The 18,145-nt window shown below is 63.9% G+C and carries 17 protein-coding genes and 1 tRNA gene; 10 read left to right on the top strand and 8 right to left on the bottom strand.

Translation table 11 applies throughout. The features are described from left to right. Window positions 1-6: 6 nt before the first annotated feature. From ftsY to queF, 4 genes are read right to left on the bottom strand one after another with little or no spacing between them, the layout of a single operon-like run. Window positions 7-1,506 carry a signal recognition particle-docking protein FtsY gene (gene ftsY, locus HMPREF0326_RS13175; RefSeq protein ID WP_020990616.1) on the bottom strand — a complete coding sequence of 500 codons (1,500 nt, stop codon included), beginning with the start codon at window positions 1,504-1,506 and terminating at the stop codon, window positions 7-9. A 53-nt stretch (window positions 1,507-1,559) separates the two neighbouring features. Beyond that, window positions 1,560-2,603 (bottom strand): hypothetical protein, encoded by a 1,044-nt coding sequence (locus tag HMPREF0326_RS13170; protein WP_008685852.1) that lies wholly within the window; start codon window positions 2,601-2,603, stop codon window positions 1,560-1,562. A 42-nt stretch (window positions 2,604-2,645) separates the two neighbouring features. Further along, window positions 2,646-4,367, bottom strand: a complete 1,722-nt coding sequence (locus HMPREF0326_RS13165; protein ID WP_020990615.1) for a lipid II flippase MurJ — start codon at window positions 4,365-4,367, stop codon at window positions 2,646-2,648. A 30-nt stretch (window positions 4,368-4,397) separates the two neighbouring features. Then, on the bottom strand, window positions 4,398-4,898 hold the full coding sequence (gene queF, locus HMPREF0326_RS13160) for a preQ(1) synthase (protein WP_008685857.1): 501 nt from the start codon (window positions 4,896-4,898) through the stop codon (window positions 4,398-4,400). Between the two features lie 614 nt (window positions 4,899-5,512). Between queF and HMPREF0326_RS16350 the strand changes: the two genes are divergently transcribed. Genes HMPREF0326_RS16350 through yjgA form a run of 3 tightly spaced genes read left to right on the top strand, consistent with a single transcriptional unit; the run spans window position 5,513 to window position 7,807 of the window. Beyond that, window positions 5,513-6,328 carry a MogA/MoaB family molybdenum cofactor biosynthesis protein gene (locus HMPREF0326_RS16350; protein WP_008685859.1) on the top strand — a complete coding sequence of 272 codons (816 nt, stop codon included), beginning with the start codon at window positions 5,513-5,515 and terminating at the stop codon, window positions 6,326-6,328. Window positions 6,329-6,332: 4 nt separating this feature from the next. Further along, the gene (locus HMPREF0326_RS13150; protein WP_009301978.1) at window positions 6,333-7,196 is read left to right on the top strand and encodes a 4-hydroxybenzoate octaprenyltransferase; all 864 of its coding nucleotides are present in this window, start codon (window positions 6,333-6,335) and stop codon (window positions 7,194-7,196) included. Window positions 7,197-7,207: 11 nt separating this feature from the next. Further along, complete coding sequence (yjgA, locus tag HMPREF0326_RS13145) at window positions 7,208-7,807, top strand: ribosome biogenesis factor YjgA (RefSeq protein WP_009301977.1); 600 nt, start codon at window positions 7,208-7,210, stop codon at window positions 7,805-7,807. A 13-nt stretch (window positions 7,808-7,820) separates the two neighbouring features. Here yjgA and HMPREF0326_RS13140 read toward each other — a convergent pair whose 3' ends face one another. Then, the gene (locus HMPREF0326_RS13140) at window positions 7,821-8,417 is read right to left on the bottom strand and encodes a hypothetical protein (RefSeq protein ID WP_009301976.1); all 597 of its coding nucleotides are present in this window, start codon (window positions 8,415-8,417) and stop codon (window positions 7,821-7,823) included. Window positions 8,418-8,520: 103 nt separating this feature from the next. Here HMPREF0326_RS13140 and HMPREF0326_RS13135 point away from each other — a divergent pair, with 103 nt between their 5' ends. The 5 genes from HMPREF0326_RS13135 to HMPREF0326_RS13115 all read left to right on the top strand — a co-directional run bounded on the left by HMPREF0326_RS13135 (window position 8,521) and on the right by HMPREF0326_RS13115 (window position 11,510). Then, window positions 8,521-9,438 carry a LysR family transcriptional regulator gene (locus HMPREF0326_RS13135; protein WP_008685865.1) on the top strand — a complete coding sequence of 306 codons (918 nt, stop codon included), beginning with the start codon at window positions 8,521-8,523 and terminating at the stop codon, window positions 9,436-9,438. Window positions 9,439-9,508: 70 nt separating this feature from the next. After that, window positions 9,509-9,584, top strand: a tRNA-Thr gene (locus HMPREF0326_RS13130). A 180-nt stretch (window positions 9,585-9,764) separates the two neighbouring features. Further along, window positions 9,765-10,112, top strand: a complete 348-nt coding sequence (locus HMPREF0326_RS13125; RefSeq protein ID WP_009301974.1) for a DMT family protein — start codon at window positions 9,765-9,767, stop codon at window positions 10,110-10,112. A gap of 6 nt (window positions 10,113-10,118) precedes the next feature. Next, window positions 10,119-10,898, top strand: coding sequence for a sulfite exporter TauE/SafE family protein (locus HMPREF0326_RS13120; RefSeq protein ID WP_008685869.1), 780 nt, complete (start codon window positions 10,119-10,121; stop codon window positions 10,896-10,898). A 108-nt stretch (window positions 10,899-11,006) separates the two neighbouring features. Further along, on the top strand, window positions 11,007-11,510 hold the full coding sequence (locus tag HMPREF0326_RS13115) for a GlcG/HbpS family heme-binding protein (RefSeq protein WP_008685871.1): 504 nt from the start codon (window positions 11,007-11,009) through the stop codon (window positions 11,508-11,510). Window positions 11,511-11,557: 47 nt separating this feature from the next. On the opposite strand, the gene HMPREF0326_RS13110 is transcribed toward HMPREF0326_RS13115, so the two are convergent. From HMPREF0326_RS13110 to HMPREF0326_RS13100, 3 genes are all read right to left on the bottom strand, one after another. Continuing rightward, complete coding sequence (locus HMPREF0326_RS13110; RefSeq protein WP_008685873.1) at window positions 11,558-12,262, bottom strand: DNA-3-methyladenine glycosylase family protein; 705 nt, start codon at window positions 12,260-12,262, stop codon at window positions 11,558-11,560. Window positions 12,263-12,406: 144 nt separating this feature from the next. Further along, window positions 12,407-13,792: a PFL family protein gene (locus HMPREF0326_RS13105; protein ID WP_008685875.1), complete on the bottom strand. Its 1,386-nt coding sequence runs from the start codon at window positions 13,790-13,792 to the stop codon at window positions 12,407-12,409. Window positions 13,793-13,897: 105 nt separating this feature from the next. Then, on the bottom strand, window positions 13,898-14,461 hold the full coding sequence (locus tag HMPREF0326_RS13100) for a glycine cleavage system protein R (protein ID WP_008685878.1): 564 nt from the start codon (window positions 14,459-14,461) through the stop codon (window positions 13,898-13,900). Between the two features lie 261 nt (window positions 14,462-14,722). Here HMPREF0326_RS13100 and lysS point away from each other — a divergent pair, with 261 nt between their 5' ends. Then, complete coding sequence (gene lysS, locus HMPREF0326_RS13095; RefSeq protein WP_008685881.1) at window positions 14,723-16,306, top strand: lysine--tRNA ligase; 1,584 nt, start codon at window positions 14,723-14,725, stop codon at window positions 16,304-16,306. 611 nt (window positions 16,307-16,917) lie between these two features. Continuing rightward, the gene (locus tag HMPREF0326_RS13090) at window positions 16,918-18,096 is read left to right on the top strand and encodes an MFS transporter (RefSeq protein WP_008685885.1); all 1,179 of its coding nucleotides are present in this window, start codon (window positions 16,918-16,920) and stop codon (window positions 18,094-18,096) included. Window positions 18,097-18,145: the final 49 nt, after the last annotated feature.

Below are 18,145 nucleotides of genomic sequence, written 5' to 3'. Positions count from 1 at the left end.
GTTCGGTTAATTTCCGGCGGCGGGCTCACCCAGCAGGGCGCGGGCGTAATCCGCGCCGTTGAAGGGGCGCAGATCCTCCATTTTTTCACCCAGGCCCACAAAGGTGATGGGCAGATGATGCTGCATGGCCACGGCAATAGCCACGCCGCCCTTGGCCGTGCCGTCCAGCTTGGTCAGGATCAGCTCGTCCACACCGGCGGCCTCCTTGAAAAGCTTGGTCTGGGAAAGGGCATTCTGGCCGGTGGTGGCGTCCAGCACCAGAATGCTGCGGTGCGGCGCGCCGGGATGCTTCTTGCCCAGCACCTGGCGGATCTTGGTCAGCTCTTCCATCAGGTTGACCTTGGTCTGCAAGCGCCCGGCGGTATCCACAAAGAGCACGTCCACACCTTCCCGCACGGCCCGCTCCACAGCCTCAAAGGCCACGGAGGCCGGGTCCGAGCCCGCCGGACGGGCGTGGAACAGAGCGCCCACCCGCTCGGCCCAGACCTGCAATTGCTCAATGGCCGCCGCGCGGAACGTGTCCCCGGCCGCGATCATCACCTTCTTGCCCTGCATGCGCGCGCGATGCGCCAGCTTGGCGATGGTGGTGGTCTTGCCCACGCCGTTGACCCCGATCATCAGCACCACTTCGGGCGGATTCACGGCCGAAATGCGGCGCGGCGCGTGGAAGATCTCCTCCAGTTCGGCCAGCAGCAGTTCACGGGCCTGTTCGGCGCGGGTGGCTTTTTCCCTCCGGGCGCGCTCCTTGAGACGCTCCACCAGTTCCAGCGAAGGCTCGTAACCCAGGTCGGCCATGATGAAGAGCTCTTCCAGCTCTTCCCAGAACTGCTCGTCCAGTTCGCCGTGGCCGGCGAAAAGCGTGTCCAGGCGACGCGCGAACTGTTCGCGGGTGCGCGAGAGCCCTTCGCTGATCTTCAGAAAAAGGCGGCTGCGCTCATCTTCCTCATCCTCCAGGTCCAGGGCCAGGGCCAAGCGGTATTGCAGTTCCGAGCGGAATTCCTCCACATAGCGGTATTCCATGCGCTCAAGCCAGTCCTGAAAATCGCGCACAAAGGCCTGAACCTCGTCCTGCGGCGCGTCCAGGGAGCGCAGCAGAAATGCCAGGCGCTGCCAGAGCTGGTCGCCGACGCCGTCCACATCCTCCAGGATGATGCCCAGCCAGATTGAAAGCCGGGGTTCGGCCTCGCGCAGGCGCAGGGTCAGGGCCTCGTCTTCCCCGGAGATGCCGGAAGCCGGAGCGGGCGCCCCCGCAACACCCTTTTCCTCAAACGGAGTGGGGGCGGGTTCCGGAACAACTTCCGGGGCCGGGCTCACTGGCGCCGCGGCTTCCTGGGGCAGTGCGGCCCCGCCCCCAGGCTCACGCGCTGGCGCTGTTTCGGGCTCATGCCGCGCTTCAGCCCCAATTTCGGAAGATTGCGACTCGTCCGCGGCATCGGAAGGCTGCGGCGCATTTTCATCCTGGCGCGATCCGCCGAAGATTTTTTTGACGGCTGAAAAAAAGCCCATGACACACTCCTTGCTTGTGGAAGCCCCGCGCAAAAAGTTACCCAGCGCTTCCCTTATTTCTCTCCACCCAACGCCGCCAGCACATCCTCCAGGGCGCGCATGCACTCTTCCACGGCCAGCGCGGCGGTTTCACACTGCGGGTCATTGAGGGCCGCCTGCATGGCCCGTGCCGCCTCGGTCAGGCGGGTCGCGCCCAGACAGGGGGCCGCCAGTTCGAGCATGCGTCCCAGATGACAGAGCCCCGCCGTTTCGCCGTCCGCATACAGGCGGCTCAGGAGTTCGGGCGCGCGGGCAAAGCACTGGCGGAACAGCCCGGCGGTAATCTGCCAGGCGTCGGCATGCTTGCGCTGGAAACTCCGGCCCAGCGCCGGATTGACCGGCGCAAAACAAGGCACGGGCGCGCCGTGGGCCTGTGGAGCCCGGCCCTCCCCCCCGTCCGGAGCGTTATCGCCCTCGGCCGTGGAAGCGCTCAGACCCAGCACGATTTTTTCCGGCGCGGACGCATCAGGTCCGGGCAGGGCCGCATCCGCTTTCCGGGCCAGCAGGCGGCGCAGGCGGGCCAGATCCCCCCAGTGCCAGAGCAGCAAAAGCAGCGCTCCGGTCCAGAACAGGGCCGCCAGGGCAAACCGCCAGACTTCGCGCCGGGCCGTCAGGGCCTGCTCCTCCGCGCTCAAACGCGGCGAGAGATATACTTCCACCGAGCCGACGGTCCGGCCTTCCATCTTGAGCGGATTCATGCCCTGTACGGTGTTTTCCGCGATTTCATCGTCCCAGGGCACGGGCTCCCACTGATAATTGCGACGCTGGCCTTCCAGCATGCCCCGCTTGGTCTGGACCTTGACCGCGTAAATGCTGTCGTCCTCCATGGCGGCCATGACGATCGTGCGGGCCGTCAGCTCGTCCAGCTCCCAGGCGGGCAAAGAAAGCAGGGCCGCCAGTTGCGCGGCCGTGCGCCCGGCCTCGCTGATGAGCCGGTTTTCCGCATCCCGGCGGCTGCTGTTCAGATTCCAGAGGCCGAGCAGCAGAAAAAGCAGAAGTCCCGCCGCCCAGGCGGCCAAAGCCAGCCAGCGGCGCGTGCCGTGTGTAATGTAGGGCATATATTTCGTGTGCGCAAAGCCGGCGGCCTTACGCCCTCCTTCTCATTTTGCGCGCAGATCGCGCAGGCGGCCCGTCAGAGCGGCCAAATCCTCATTGCCCAAGACGGCCAGACAGAGCAGCCATCCCGCCAGCCCGGCGGCAATAGCCAGGGCCAGTGCGCTCCACTGCCCGCCCCACCAGCAACCGGCCGTTTGGGCGGCATCAGCCGCGCGGACGGCCAGGGCAGCGGCAGTTCCGGCGGCCAGAGCCGCCACCGCCTGCTGCGCCAGCGCCCGCCGGGGCACTGCCGGAGCGGCCTGCCCGCAACGTCGCAAGGCAAGACGCAGCCCGCGCCAGAGCAGGCAGGTCTGGAGCCAGAGTCCCAAGCTCACGGCCAAGGCCGGGGCCATGGACGACCAAAGCGCGGGAAGACTATGGCCCAGCACGGTCCCGGCCGCAAGTGTCGCCGCCACGGCCCAGCCCGCGCTGACGGCGGTGCGCCGCGTTTCGGCCAGAGCGTTGCAGCCCGCCAGCAAACTGCGGTTGAGCGCAAAAGCGGGCAGGCCCGGCAGATAGGCCCAGAGCGCCAGCCCGGTTTCATACGCGGCCCGGTCGTCAAAAGCCCCGTGCCGCAGCAGGGCGTCCACCAGGTCCGGGCCCACAGCCCAGAGACCGGCGGCGGCGGGCAGGCTGAACAGCAGGGTCCAGCGCAGGGCCGTGCCCAGTTGACCGGCAAAGGCCGAAAAATTCCGTTCCGCCGCAAGGCGGCTCAAGGTGGGCAGGCTGGCCATGCCCAGACAGACGCCCACCAAGCCCAGCGGCAGTTCCAGCAGGCGCTCGGCGTAATACAGCGCCGCCACCTGCCCCTGGCCCAGGCCCGACGCCAGGCTCATGGCCGCCAGCATGGCCAACTGCGGCGCGGCGGCCCCCAGCAGACCGGCGGGCAGCTGCGCCAGGCAGCGCCAGGCAACCCGGCCCGGATTTTCACGCGCCGCTTGCGCCCGGATGTCGTAATCCGGACGGCCAGGCCAATCAGGACGATCAGGCCGATCCGGGCGCACCGGCTCCGGCAACGCCTCGCCCGGCAGCAGGCGGCGCAGGGCCAGCCACTGCGCCAGCCATTGGACCAGCCCGCCGCAGAACATGCCCAGAGCCAGGGTGGACGCGGGCGGCCAGCCGCCGAGGGCCGCGGCGGCCGTAAACAGCAGCATGGTCAGGTTGAACAGCGCGGGCGACAGGGCGGGCAGCCAGAAAATCCCCATGCTGTGCAGCAGAGCCATGCCCAAGGCGGCCATACCCGCCGTAAGCAGGTAGGGCAGGCAGATCCGCAGCAGATCCGTCACCCGCGCCGCTTCCGGGCCGGAAAAGCCGGGAGCCAGCGCCGAGGCCAGCCAGGGCGCCGACAGCAGGCCGGCCAGGGTCAACACGACCAGCACCAGGCCCAGGCGCACAGCCAGAGCCGACGCCAAGGGGCGCAAAGCATGCGCCCGCCCCCGTTCCTCCGCCGCATTGCGCGCCGGGCCGTGGGAACGGCGCACCAGACCGGCGGTAAGGGTCATGGACAAGGAGCCTTCACCCAGCAGGCGGCGCAGCACATGGGGCAGACGCATGGCCGCCACCAAGGCGTCCGCCGCCGCCCCGCCGCCCAGCAGCCAGGCCATGCCCATATCCCTGGCCAGGCCCAGCAGACGCGAACCGAGGGTAAAGCCGCCCAATAGGGCCGCCGTGCGCAGCATCCCGCCCGAAGCGGCCCGCGCGGGTTGAGGACAGACGCGATCCGGCATGCTCAGATCCGTTTCTCCGACGCCGAGCCCTCAGGGCCGGTGCGGATCAATCTCCGACCGCCAGGCCCGCACGACCTCGCGCACGCGCCGGTCCTGCTCCTCGGGCATTTCCTTGAACTCCTCGGCGAAAACATGGATGCGCGTGCCGCCGCGCGGCACGAACAGGCCTTTGACCCGGCACCAGCAGGGCGCGAGCAGCTCGCGCAGGTCTTCCAGCACGGTGTTGGTGATCGTCTCCATGAAGGACTGGTGATTGCGGAAGGCGAACATATAGAGTTTAAAGCTCTTGGATTCCACGCAGAGCTTGTCCGGCACGTATTCCACACTGATGGTCCCGCAGTCCGGCTGGCCGGTCACCGGGCAGAGCGAGGTGAATTCGGGGAAACTGATGCTGACCACATAGGGCCGCTGCGGGTAACAATTGGGAAAGGACTCCAGCAGACCGACGCCGGGGCCGTCCTCAAAGGCCGGAAGACGGCCCGTGCCGAGGATATGCAGGTTCTGGGTCTGGTCCTGACTGCGGGTGGGCATGCGCTACTCCTTGGAACATTAATAACACATGAAATGCGCGGTTACGGCGGCAAAGACCGCCTGCTCGCATTTCGCGGCAAGGATTTGTCCGCAAATTCTTACAGAGCAGTCGAGGCATTTCATGCGTCAACCGTCTAGAGCAGATTAACTTTGAAATTTTACAAATTTCAAAGTTGACATTCTGGCGAAAAACGTGCTTTTCGCCAGAATCCACGCCGTTTCGCGGCGCGCCGCACCATGTGCGGCGTTAAAGCACTTTCAAAGTGAAATGGCTCTAACTCACATCATTCCGGCAACCCGCCGGAAAAAACACGGGAAGCCTCCGGCGCGTAACGGACTTGTAACCCATTGCGCTTACGGCTACAATATTCTATTCGAGCGCTGCCCGAGGCGCTGCCTCCGGAGCAGGTTGACGCTGAAATTAATTTGCTCTGAAAAAAATTTTGTCCTTCCTGCCCAAAAAACGCTTTTTGTGAAGGGCATACGTCCGCGAGGCAGGCGGCCGGAGCAAAAAATGCGTCTGTCTTGACTGCCGTCGGCATCGCAATACAACCGGAAGACAAAGGAACTTTTTCAGCAACAGCGCCGGGCGAGCAATCCCTTTCGGAGGAGCCATGCATCTCAGCCTGCGATTACAGCCCTGCCGGACCGGCGACGGTCTGCCGCTTTTTCCCGCCGCCCTGCCCGGCGCGGACGTCTGGCCCGCCCACTGCCTGACGGAAGCCGTTCCCCGCCCCATGCCCCGAATGTCGGTAGGAACCCGCCTGTACACAGAGGACGGGACGGCGCTGTTCTGCGTCACCGGGCGCATCTGGCTGACCACGCCGCCCAGGCTTAGCCATGCGCACGCCTACAGTTGCCCCATGCTCACCGCCCTCACGGATATCGCGCCGCTCCCCAATATGGACGACGCCGTACGCCTGGAAGTACGCAAGGAAGGCCATTCCCTGGCCTGGATCACGCTTTCGGACAAGGGCTCCCAGGGCATGCGCGAGGATTTGAGCGGCCCGGCCATCGCGGATCTGGCGGCAGCGCATTTGCCCCTCTGCCACAGCCAGGGGTTCCTGTTGCCGGACGATGCCGCGCGCTTGCGCGCCCTGCTTACGGATCTGGCCCTGAACCAGGGCTACGACCTGATCTGTACCACCGGCGGCACGGGGCTTTCCCCGCGCGATATCGCGCCCCAGGTCACGGCGGCCCTGCTGGACCTGCCCCTGCCCGGCTTCAGCCAGGCCATGATGGCGGCGAGCCTGAGCAAAACGCCGCACGCCGCCATTTCCCGCGCCGTGGCCGGGGTACTGGGCCAAAGCATCATCATCAACCTGCCGGGCAGCCGCAAGGGCGTGCAGGAAAATCTGGCCGCCGTGCTGCCCGCCCTGCCCCATGCCCTGGACAAACTGCACGGCGACCCCGCCGACTGTGGAGGATAACAGCATGCGCACGCCTTTTGGCCAGTTTGCCGACATCTGCCGGATGATCAAGATCGAGCATTCCGTCTTCGCGCTGCCCTATGCCTGGGCCGGAGCCTTTCTGGCCGCGCGGGGTCTGCCGCCGTTGCGCAGCCTGATCTTTCTGACCATCGGTATGGTGGCCGTGCGCTCCTTTGCCATGGCCTTCAATCGCCTGGTGGATCTGCCCTTTGACCGCGACAATCCCCGCACCATGGACCGTCCCCTGGTCACCGGCGACATCAGCGTCGCCCAGACCTGGGCCTTTTGCGGGGTCATGGCCCTGATTTTCATCATTGCCTGCGCCTGCCTGAACAGTCTCTGTTTCTGGCTGGCCGTACCGGCCCTGCTGTTCGCGGCCGCCTACAGCCTGCTCAAGCGTTTCACCGCCCTCTGCCACTTCTGGCTGGGAGCCACCCTGGGCCTGGCCCCTCTGGCCGGATGGATCAGCGTGAACCCCGCAAGCATGGACCTTTCGCCCGTGCTGCTCTTTCTGGCCGTGACCTTCTGGGTGGGCGCCTTTGATATTTACTATGCCTTTCAGGACCTGGATTTCGACCTGGCCTTCGACCTGCGTTCCGTGCCCTCGGTCTACGGGCCGGACACGGCCCTGGCCCTGGCGGCCTTCTCTCATGTGATGACCGCCATTTTCCTGCTGTTGACGGGCCTGGCGGCCCATCTCTCCTGGCCCTGGTACGCCATTTGCCTGGGCATCGGCGTTCTGCTTCTGGTAGAGCACAGGCTGATGCGCCCCCAGGACCTGCGCCATGTGAACACCGCCTTTTTCACGCTTAACGGGATCATCTCGCCGGTGGTGCTGATGGGCGTGATCCTGGGCATTTACATCTGACCGGAATCATCATGCCCCGTAAAAAAAGTTATCAGTGGCAGGCAGGCGGCAACGCGGACAATGCGGAAGCCCCCAGCCGTTCGGCCAAAAAACGCCAGAGCCTGGCCCTCCAGGCATTGGGCGAGGAACTGACCCGCCTGTCCCCGGCGGAACTGCAACATCTTGACCTGACGCCGGATCTCAGGGAAGCCCTGACCCTGTATGCCCGCATCCGCGATCATGAGGGCCGCCGCCGACAAATGCAGTATATCGGCCGCCTGATGCGCGAAACCGCTGCCGGGCCCCTGCGCGCGGCCCTGGACGCCAGGCGGGACGCGGCCGCGGCAGACACCGCGCGCTTCCATCAGGTGGAGCAATGGCGCGAGCGCCTCCTGGCCGCGCCCGAAACGGAAGTGGAAAGCCTGCTGGAAGCGCTGCTGCGGGCCATGCCGGACGCTGACGCCCTTCCGGCGGACCGGCCCGCGCCTGAGGAACTGCGCCGCTGTGTCCGGGAAGCGCGGGAGGCCCGCGCCGCCCAGGCGGCAACAACGGCCAAAATCACGCCGCATGCATCCCGCGCCCTGTTCCGGACCCTGGCCCGCGCGTTGGCTCCAGTCCAGGACAAAGCCTGACGCGGGACGCGGATTACATAAACATCTGCAACACGCTGGCCGCCAGCAATCCGGCCAGCAACAGGTTGAGCGCGCGCCCGTGCCGCCGGAACGTCTCCCGTAGCAGGCCCCCCGCCCCGGCCCAGAGCAGGTTGCAGGCTACGCCCAGCGCCGCGAACACGAGGGCGCAGCCCAGCACATGCGGCCCGTCCGGCGCGTGCGGCAGCACAAATCCGGTCAGGGCCGTGAGGCCGCAGAGCAGCACCTTCACATTGACGAATTGCAGCGCAAGCCCGCTCCAGAATCCCAGCGGGCGTCCCGCAGCGCCGCTGTCTCCCTCCTCTCCCACGCCGCCCGCCACCATGCGCCAAGCCAGCCGGAGAATATAGAGCGCCCCCGGCCAGACCAGCCAGGCGGCCAGCCCCGGCAGCACGCGCGCCAGGGCGAGCGCCGCGCCGCCGCAGAGCAGCATGACGGCCAGAAACCCGGTGCTGATGCCCGCCAGCAGGGGAACGCTGCGGCGCAGGCCGTGCGCCGCGGTACTGCTCAAGGCCAGGATGTTATTGGGACCCGGCGTCACGGCGGCGATCAGCGCGTAGTTCAGGAAGGAACAGAAGGCAACGAAAGACATGACATTCTCCTTGCTTTTTGCCAGCATAGCGTCGATAGTTTCATCGGAATAGTGAATATTTTTGCTTTTATTCTTTGATAAATCCGATGAAAAGGAGGCGGGTATGGACCTGCGCCGCCTGGAGGCCCTCAACGCCGTGGTGGACGAGGGCAGCTTCGAGAAGGCCGCGCGCCGCCTCTGTTGCGCGCAATCCACGGTCACCTTCCAGATCCGTCAACTGGAACAGGAGCTTGGCCTGCAATTGTTCGAGAAGGTGGGCCGCCGCATGCGTCTCACCGAGGCAGGCCACGGCCTCATGCCTCAGGTGCGCGAACTGGCCAGGGCCCTGGACGGCCTGCGCGCGGCTGCCCGGCGGGAAGAGCCGCGCGGCCTGTTGCGCGTGGTCGCGGGCGAAACCCTGCTGGCCTACAAACTGCCTGAGGTTTTGCGCCGTTTCCGGGCCAGCGCCCCGGAAGCGCGCCTGCACCTGCAATCGCTCAACTGCTATGTGATCCGGGATGCGCTGCTCAGCGGCGCGGCGGACGTGGGAGTATTTTACAGCCAGGGGCCGGACGCCTCGCTGGCGCAGGAATCTCTGGGGGATTTTCCCCTGGCACTGGTAGCCGCGCCGCAGTCGGCGGACATGGATTTCACCCGCCCGGACCAGAAGCTGCCCACCAGCCTGATTACCAACGAACCCCAGTGCATGTTCAGGCTGTTCTTTGAAAACACGCTGCGCCGCCGCAACATCAGCCTGAACGGAACCATCGAACTGCTGAGCATTGAGAGCATCAAAAACTGCGTGGCCGCCGGCCTCGGGATTTCCTATTTGCCCCGCTTCTGCGTGGAGAGGGAATTGCGCGAAGGCCTGCTCCGCGAGCTGCCCTTTGTCGAACCGGCCCACACCCTGCGCGCTGTCTGCGCCCGTCATGTCAACAAGGCCCGGAGCCCGGCCCTGCGTCTTTTCACTGCCCTGGCAGAGGAATACATCGGCGGCGTTTCGCTCCACGGCGCGGGATCTGACGGCCTGCGGGCGGACTGAATGCAAAAAACTCCGCCGCAAGACTTGACTGCGGCCCGCCGATAGGATAGAAGCCATCTTCGTCAACAGCGCCCTTGTAGCTCAGTCGGTAGAGTGCATCCTTGGTAAGGATGAGGTCATCAGTTCAATCCTGATCAAGGGCTCCAGAAAAAGTACCCGCGCCTATCGTTATAGGCGTCAGATTATGAAGACAAAGGCCCGGTTTCCACGAAACCGGGCCTTTGCGCCGCCTGCGGCGGTAAAAGCATCGGGCGGAAAGGCACAAAAGTCAGTAACGCCCGCATGCTTATGATTCCATGGGCATTTTTCGCGCAAGGCAGGCGGCCATGCAGATTCCCGTTCCCCTTGTCACCGTGGGCCTGCTCACGCTGTCCAATATCTTCATGACCTTCGCCTGGTACGGGCATCTGCGTTACAAGGGCGTGGCCCTGCCGCTGGTAATCCTCACCAGCTGGGGCATCGCCTTTTTCGAATACCTGTTGCAGGTTCCGGCCAATCGCATCGGTTACGGTTATTTTTCCGCCGCTGAGCTGAAAACTATCCAAGAAGTCATCTCCCTGACCGTCTTCATGCTTTTTTCGACATTCTGGCTGCATGAATCCCTGCGCTGGAACCACATTCTGGGCTTCGCGCTGATCGTGCTGGCGGCCTGGGTCATCTTCAAGGAATGGTAGGGCCGCATGTTCACCCTCACGCTGAGCACTATCCTGATCTGCACCGGCGCGGCCCTGGTGGGCGGCTTTATTGACGCCATCGCCGGGGGCGGCGGCCTGATCACCATGCCCGCCCTGCTGCTCACCGGCGTGCCGCCGCATCTGGCCCTGGGTACCAACAAGGTCAGTTCCTGCGTGGGCACCAGCGTGGCCCTGGGCAATTTCGCCCGCAGCCATCTGGTGCTCTGGCGTCTGGCCCTGGCGGGGCTGGCCTTTTCCCTGTTGGGGGCTTACGCCGGTTCCATCCTGGCTCTTTATGTGAACAGCGAAATTCTGGGCAAAATCCTGGTGGGCCTGCTGCCTGTGGGCATGTGCGCCACCCTGCTGCCCAAAAAGGAGCGCGAATGCGCGCCCCGCCCGCTGGAAGGCGCGCGCTTCTGGACGCTGGTGCCCCTGGTCTGCCTGTTGATCGGCGCGTATGACGGCTTTTTCGGGCCGGGTACGGGCAGTTTTCTGATCCTGGCCTTTCACTGGATTCTGCGTGTGGGGCTCATCGAGGCCTCGGCCACCTCCAAGGTGCTCAACCTGGCTTCCAATTTCGGCGCGGTGGTGGCTTTCATCTGGCACGGCAAGGTGCTCTGGCCCTTGGCCCTGGCCATGACCGGGGGTTCCGTAATCGGCAACTGGCTGGGCAGCCGCACGGCCATCCGGGTGGGCGCCAAGGCCGTGCGGCGCTTCCTGACTGTCTCGCTGTCCCTGCTGTTGCTCACCCTGATCTGGCAATACTTTCTGGCTCCGGCCCGTTGAGCCTGGGACCACAGCTTGCCTTGCCGTTTCGGCGCATGTTACCGTAATGCCGCTTCAGCGGAGCCGCCGCACGGCGGTCCGCCCCCACCCTTTACAAGGAGCAGCGTTATGCGTCGCATTCTTCCCCTTGCTCTGATGCTTCTTCTGCTGGCCGCCACGGTTCAGGCCGCCGGTCCCCAAAAACAACTGCCCGGCGATCTGACCTTGGCCCAGGCCCAGGAAGTGCTCAAGGCCGCCCTGGTCAAAGCCGAAGCCCAGGGCGTGCCCATGAATATCGCCGTGGTGGACGCGGGCGGCAACCTCAAAGCCTTTGCGCGCGAGGACGGCGCGTTTCTGGGCAGCATCGACGTCGCCACCAAAAAAGCCCGCACGGCCCGTTTCTTCAATATGTCCACAGCCCAGTTGGGCGCGGCCTCCCAGCCCGGCAAAGAGCTGTACGGCATTGAAGTCACCAATGACGGGCTGGTCATTTTCGGCGGCGGCGAGCTGCTGATCAAGGACGGCGTCATTGTGGGCGCCATCGGTGTGAGCGGCGGCTCGGTGGCCGAGGACACAAATGTGGCCAAGGCAGGCGCGGCGGCCTTTGACTCCACGGCCGGGAAGAGCAAATAACAGCTAATTGACATTCCATGAGAAAGCCCGGCTTGCGCCGGGCTTTCTCATTCAGACGCGCTTTTCCGTATCGTTGTACGGCGCGGCGCGCTTCGGGATGCGACTTTGGACGTCGCCTTGGGCGCGGGATCCGTGAGGCCCGGAACGGCCCCGCCGGCCACGGCCCAGAGGTACAGACTGGCTACTGTGGCATGGGGCGCGTAACGCCGCCGGTATTTGTCGAAGAGTTTGCGGTCGACACGACGGTGGCGGTAAAGCATGCGCAGGCCGCGCTGAATAGCCAGATCGCCGTAACTTATGACGTCGGGCCGCTGCAGCGAGAAAGTCATCAGCATTTCGGCCGTCCAGACGCCCACGCCGGGCAGGCGCGCCAGTTCGGCGCAGAGCGCGTCGTCGGGCAGGGTCCGCAGGGCCTCCACATCGAATTCGCCGGAAAGCACCCTCTCGGCGGCCGCCTTCATATAGCCCACTTTGCGGAAAGACAGGCCGAAAGCCTGCAAGCCAGTCTCGGACGTTTCCCGGATGACGCCGGGCGTGATCGCGCCCAGGCCCGCGCGCATGCGCGCCCAGATGGTCTGCTGAGCCCTGGTGGCGATCTGCTGGCCCACAATGGCGTGAATCAGAGCCTCAAAGAGGTCCGGCACGACCTCACGGCGCACCGGGCCGATCAGCTCGATGATTTCGGCCAGGCGCTTGTCCCGCGCCTTGAGGTGGGCGATTTCCTGTTCGCCGTATGTAAAGTACTGCGCCATGGCAATGCCGACCGGGGCAACGCCCCTTGGTCCACTCCCAGAGCAATTCAAAGTGAAATTGCTCTAAAGGTAAAGTTTGAGAAAAAAAAGGGGGCGTGTGGGAGAGAAACTTTGTTCACCAAAGTTTCTCTCCCACACGAAACGTCAGTTTTTCAGGCTGTGGATGGGCGCGGGAATCCGCCCGCCCAGACCGATGAAGCCCGAAGCGTCGCCCGGCGTCACCGGAATGATGGCGGCCTTGCCCAGCAGGCCGCCGAAGGAAACCTCGTCGCCCACGCCTTTGCCGGGCACAGGAATCACGCGCACGGCCGTGGTCTTGTGGTTGATCATGCCGATAGCCATTTCATCGGCGATGAGCCCGGAGATAGTGGCTGCGGGCGTGTCGCCGGGGATGGCGATCATGTCCAGCCCCACGGAGCAGACGCTGGTCATGGCCTCCAGCTTTTCGATGCTCAGGCGGCCGGACATGGCCGCGGCCTCAATGCTGGAATCCTCGGATACCGGGATAAAGGCCCCGGACAGGCCGCCCACCGAGGAGGAGGCAAAAGCGCCGCCCTTTTTCACCGCGTCGTTGAGCATGGCGAGCACCGCCGTACTGCCGGGCGCGCCGATGCTGGACAGGCCCAGGCTCTGAAAAATTTCGCCCACCGAGTCGCCCACCGCCGGGGTGGGGGCCAGGGAAAGGTCGGCCACGCCGAAGGGGATGCCCAGCCGCCGGGCCACTTCGGTTCCGATCATCTCGCCCACGCGGGTTACCTTGTAAGCCGTGCGCTTGATGACCTCGGCCATATCCAGCAGGGTCAGGCGGCCGCCCTGCTCGTTGTGTCCGGCGGCCAAAGCCCGGTCAATGGCCTTCTTGACCACGCCGGGGCCGGAAACGCCCACATTGATGACCACGTCCGGCTCGCCCACGCCCAGATAGGCCCCGGCCATGAAGGGCACGTCCTGCGGAATATTGGCAAAGACCACCAGTTTGGCGCAACCGATGCCGCCGCGCTCGGCCGTGGCCTGGGCCACCCGGAGAATCTGCTCGCCCATCAGAGCCACGGCGTCCATATTGATGCCGCTGCGCGAGGAGGCCACGTTGATGGAGGAACAGATGCGGTCGGTCTGGGCCAGAGCGTCGGGCAGGGCCTCGATGAGGGCGCGGTCGCCCTTGGCGAAACCCTTTTCCACCAGGGCCGTGAAGCCGCCCAGAAAATCCACCCCGGCTTCCTTGGCGGCCTCGTCCAGGGCGCGGCAGATGCGCACCATGCCGTCCGGGCCGAAGGGCGCGCCCACCACGGCGATAGGGCTGACGCTGATGCGCTTGTTGACCACCGGGATGCCGTACTTGTCGCCTACTTCGTCGCAAACGGCCACGAGCTGCGAGGCATAGCGGCGCAGCTTGGCCCGCACGTTGGCGGTGAAGAGATCCAGATCGTGGCTCACGCAGTCAAACAGGCTCACGCCCAGGGTGACGGTGCGCACATCCAGATGCTCGTTGCGGAGCATGTTCAGGGTGCTGATGACTTCGCGTTCTGAAAGCATGGCGTATCCTGTGTACCATGCGCGGCCTGCCGCCCTGCAAGAGGACCGGACAGCCGCTGCAAAGCTGAATGTTGTTTCCCGGCAAAAAGCCGGGCGCGGCTGTCCTTAAAAAGAGCTCACTCTGTGGACGGCCTCGAAAATATCGCGGTGCTGCACGCTCACGCGCAGATGGCGGCTCTGGCCCTCGCAGGCCAGCTCGCGGCGCAGGCGGCCCAGATCCGCGTCCTCGGGCACCATGACCTCAAACACGAAGAGCGCGTGATCCTCCCCGCCCTCGCCCAGGATGGCCTTGAGACTTTCGATGTTCACGCCGTGGCGGGCGAATACGCGGCTCATGGCCGCGATGAGTCCGGGCTTGTCCGGACCGTCGGCGGTGACCACAAAGGGATCGCACTTGAGGTCTTTGCCCCACTGCCCCTCAATGGCCGGACGCACCAGGACGGAGAGATCCACCTGGGCTTCGGCCAGACCGGCGGTGAGCTGCTCGCGCAGTTCCTCGGCGCTGCGGCCCTCCGGGGCCTGGACCACGAAAATGGCCGCGAACTCGCCGGAAAGGATGGTCTGGGTCACTTCCACGATATTGCAGCCCGTTTCACCCAAGATGCGGCTCACCGTGGCGACCACGCCGGGGCAGTCGCGGCCGAGAAAGGAGGCGGTGTATTTCTGCATGACACTGTCCTTGGAAAAGCGCCGGTTGCCCTGGAAATCGCGCCTCCGGCGGAAAGTGCATCTATACACGCAAACACGGGCGCAGTTCAAGCCCGGAAAGCCCTTCCCGCCCGCGGCACGGTCGCCCCGGACGGTCGGACAATCTTGACGCTCCCGGCTGAATGGCATACCGTAACGCTCCTTTCCTGAACAGTGACGAACATGACGGCGCGGGGCCTGGCCTCGCGGAGCGTCAAGGCAGGGCCAGAGCGGGGGAATTCAGTGGAAAACCGGGAAAAGAAGAAAAAGCCTGTTGTCAAACTGGGCACCAAGTCTTCGCATGCGGCATACTTCATGCCCATGCTGGAAAGTTTCGCCGCGCGCGATGATCTCAACGAGGTCATCAAAAACCGGGTCAGCAAAGCCTGTGACCTGCTGGACGCGGGCGTGCCCCTTTTTCCCAATGATTTCCACAAAGACCATGCCGTTTCCTGGGTGCAGGAAAAGTTCGGCGGCCTGGAAGGCGACGACCTGGAAAAACAGGAAGACGTCTTTGCCATTGCCGGGCGCATCGTCTCTTTGCGCTCCTTCGGCAAGGTGGCCTTCTTCCACCTCATGGACCAAAGCGGCCGCATCCAGTGTTATGCCTCGCGCGAGCATCTGGACGAAGAGACTTACAAGATCGTCAAGAAGTTGGACGTAGGCGACATTGTGGGCGTTTCCGGCCACTTGTTTCGCACCAAGACCGGCGAACTGACCATCGCCTGTCGCAGCCTCAAGCTGATCACCCGCTCCATGCGGCCCCTGCCCGAAAAATACCACGGCCTCAAGGACATGGAGACGCGCTACCGCCAGCGCTATGTGGACCTCATCGTCACGCCGCGCGCGCGGGAGATCTTCGCCAAGCGCAGCCTGATCGTGCGCGAGTTCCGCCGCTTCATGGAGGAGCACGGCTTCATGGAGGTGGAAACCCCCATCATGCAACCCCTGGCCGGGGGCGCCACGGCCAAGCCGTTCAAGACTCACCATAACGCGCTGGACCTGGATCTTTTTCTGCGCATCGCGCCGGAGCTCTACCTCAAACGCCTGCTGGTGGGCGGCTTTGAAAAAGTCTTTGAGCTGAACCGCAGTTTCCGCAACGAAGGCATCGACACCCGCCACAATCCGGAATTCACCATGTGTGAATTCTACTGGGCCTACGCCACGTTTGAAGATCTCATGAACTTCACGGAGAAGCTCTTCGCCCATCTGGCCATGGCGGCCTGCGGCACCACGGTGGTGACATATCAGGGCCAGGAAATAGACCTCACGCCCGGCCACTGGAAGCGCCTCAGCTTCTACGACTCGCTTACGGAAATCGGCGGGCATTCCCCTGATTTTTACAATGATTACAGCAAAGTGCGCAACTATATCCGCGAGCGCGGCGAAAAGGCCGCGGACAGCGAAAGCCTGCAAAAACTCCAGGCCAAGCTCTTTGACCTGGATGTGGAAGGCAAGCTGATCCAGCCGCACTTCATCTATCATTATCCCACGGAAATCTCGCCCCTCTCCCGCCGCAACGACCTGCGGCCGGAAATCACGGACCGCTTTGAACTGTTCATTACCGGACGCGAGCTGTCCAACGCCTTTTCTGAGCTCAATGACCCCGTGGACCAGCGCCTGCGCTTTGAAGAGCAGGTGCGCGAACGGGAAGCCGGCGACGACGAAGCCCACAGCATGGACGAGGACTACCTGCGCGCCCTGGAATACGGCATGCCCCCGGCGGCGGGACAGGGCGTGGGCATCGACCGCCTGGTCATGCTGCTCACGGATTCGGCTTCCATCCGCGAGGTCATTCTCTTTCCTCTGCTGCGGCCCGAGTTTTAGAGCAATTTCACGTTAAAATTGCTCTAACGCCGCGAAGCGGCGTGGATTCCGGCGAAAAGCACGTTTTTCGCCGAAATGCCGACTTTGAAATTTGTAAAATTTCAAAGTTACTCTGCTCTAAGCCCGGATCGGGCACCAGCCAGCAAAATCCGACACAAAAAGGTGAACCGGCGGCAACAGGCCGTCAGTCCGTCTTTTTTATTTGCAAGAGTAAGGAACCACGCTTCGAATTCGATGAGGAAGCGCAAGAAACAAACTTCTGCCCCGATTGGATACCCGTTTCATAATGCAGACCATACATCCCCTGTATTTCCTGCAACGCTTTTTCCTGCCCTGTTTTCCCGACTTGCACGATACTACGCAAAAGCAGTGACCACCGGCAGGTAGGCTGAAAAATCAGCCGGATCCGGAACAATATGTCTCGCATTATCAGGCGCGGGCTAAACCGGCAATACAATATCCCCGGTACAAAGAACACTCGCCCTACCGTCATATGCCCGGGGCATCCGCCCGCTTGTCATGGCCACCCATGAAGGTTATTGAAGTTGCGGACTTGCCGCCGTGAGATTGCAGAAAGCCACACCGCACCAACCCGCCGACATTCTGATACCATGAAAATCAGTTACCCCGTTTTCAAAAGTCTTGTCGCCCTGTCCCTGGGGACGCTGGGCGTCTGCATGTCGGAATTTTCCATTATGGGCATCCTGCCGGAAGTGGCCCACAGCCTTTCCGTCAGCATTCCCGATGCCGGGTATTTTATTTCGGCCTATGCCCTGGGCGTGTGCGTGGGGGCCCCGCTGACGGTGCTGATGGCCCGCTCCCGCCCGTTGCGGAGTATTCTGCTGGCGCTGATGCTTGTCTTCATCGCGGGCAATACTCTGACCGCACTGGCTCCCAACGCCTCCATGATGCTGGCGGCCCGTTTTATCGCCGGGATGCCGCACGGGGCATATTTCGGGGTGGCCTCCATTGTGGCGGACAAACTGGCAGGCAGGGCTTTTTCCGTACTGGCCGTCTCCATTGTGGTGTCCGGCGCGACCATCGCAAACCTTGTGGGCGTGCCCGGCGCGACCCTGGTGACGCAGATTTTGTCGTGGCGGGTCGCCTACGGCATCGTCGCCGGCGTGGGCCTTCTGGTCATCATCGGCGTGCGGGCCTGGGTCCCCCGATTGCCGGGGCTCAAGGACACGGGCTTCCGGGGGCAATTCCGTTTTTTGAAATTCCCGGCTCCCTGGCTCATCTTTCTGGCTATTGTGCTGGGGAACGGAGGCATGTTCTGCTGGTACAGCTACATTTCTCCCTTCATGGGCAAGGTGGCGGGAATTGACTCCGTCCACATGACTCTGGTCATGGCCCTTGCGGGTCTGGGCATGGTGCTGGGCAACGCCCTCAGTGGCCGGCTCTCCATCCGTTTCCCGCCGACCGGCATTGCGGAAGGCATGCTGGCCGTCATGGGCACGGCCCTGCTGCTGGTCTTCTTTTCGGGACAGCATACAGCAACAGCGCTGGCTCTGATGTTCATCTGCACCGCCTGCCTGTTCGGCGTTTCAGCCCCGCAGCAGATGCTTTTGCTGCAAAACGCCAAAGACGGGGAAATGCTCGGCGCCGCCCTGGCGCAGGTGGGTTTCAATATCGGCAATGCCATCGGGGCCTATTGCGGAGGGCTCTCCATTGCCGCCGGGCACGGCTACGGCAGTACGGCCCTGATCGGAGCGCTGCTCGCCGCCGCGGGTTTTCTGCTGCTTCTGGGATACGCCCGCAAATACGGCTCCCCCATTCTGGGCGATTAAACCGTTTCATCTAAAAAAAGTCTTGAATCTCAGGCCAAGCTGGGCCAGA

Source organism: Desulfovibrio sp. 3_1_syn3 (assembly GCF_000145315.2).
Lineage (GTDB): Bacteria > Desulfobacterota > Desulfovibrionia > Desulfovibrionales > Desulfovibrionaceae > Desulfovibrio > Desulfovibrio fairfieldensis.
This window is presented reverse-complemented; position numbering and strand designations above follow the sequence as displayed.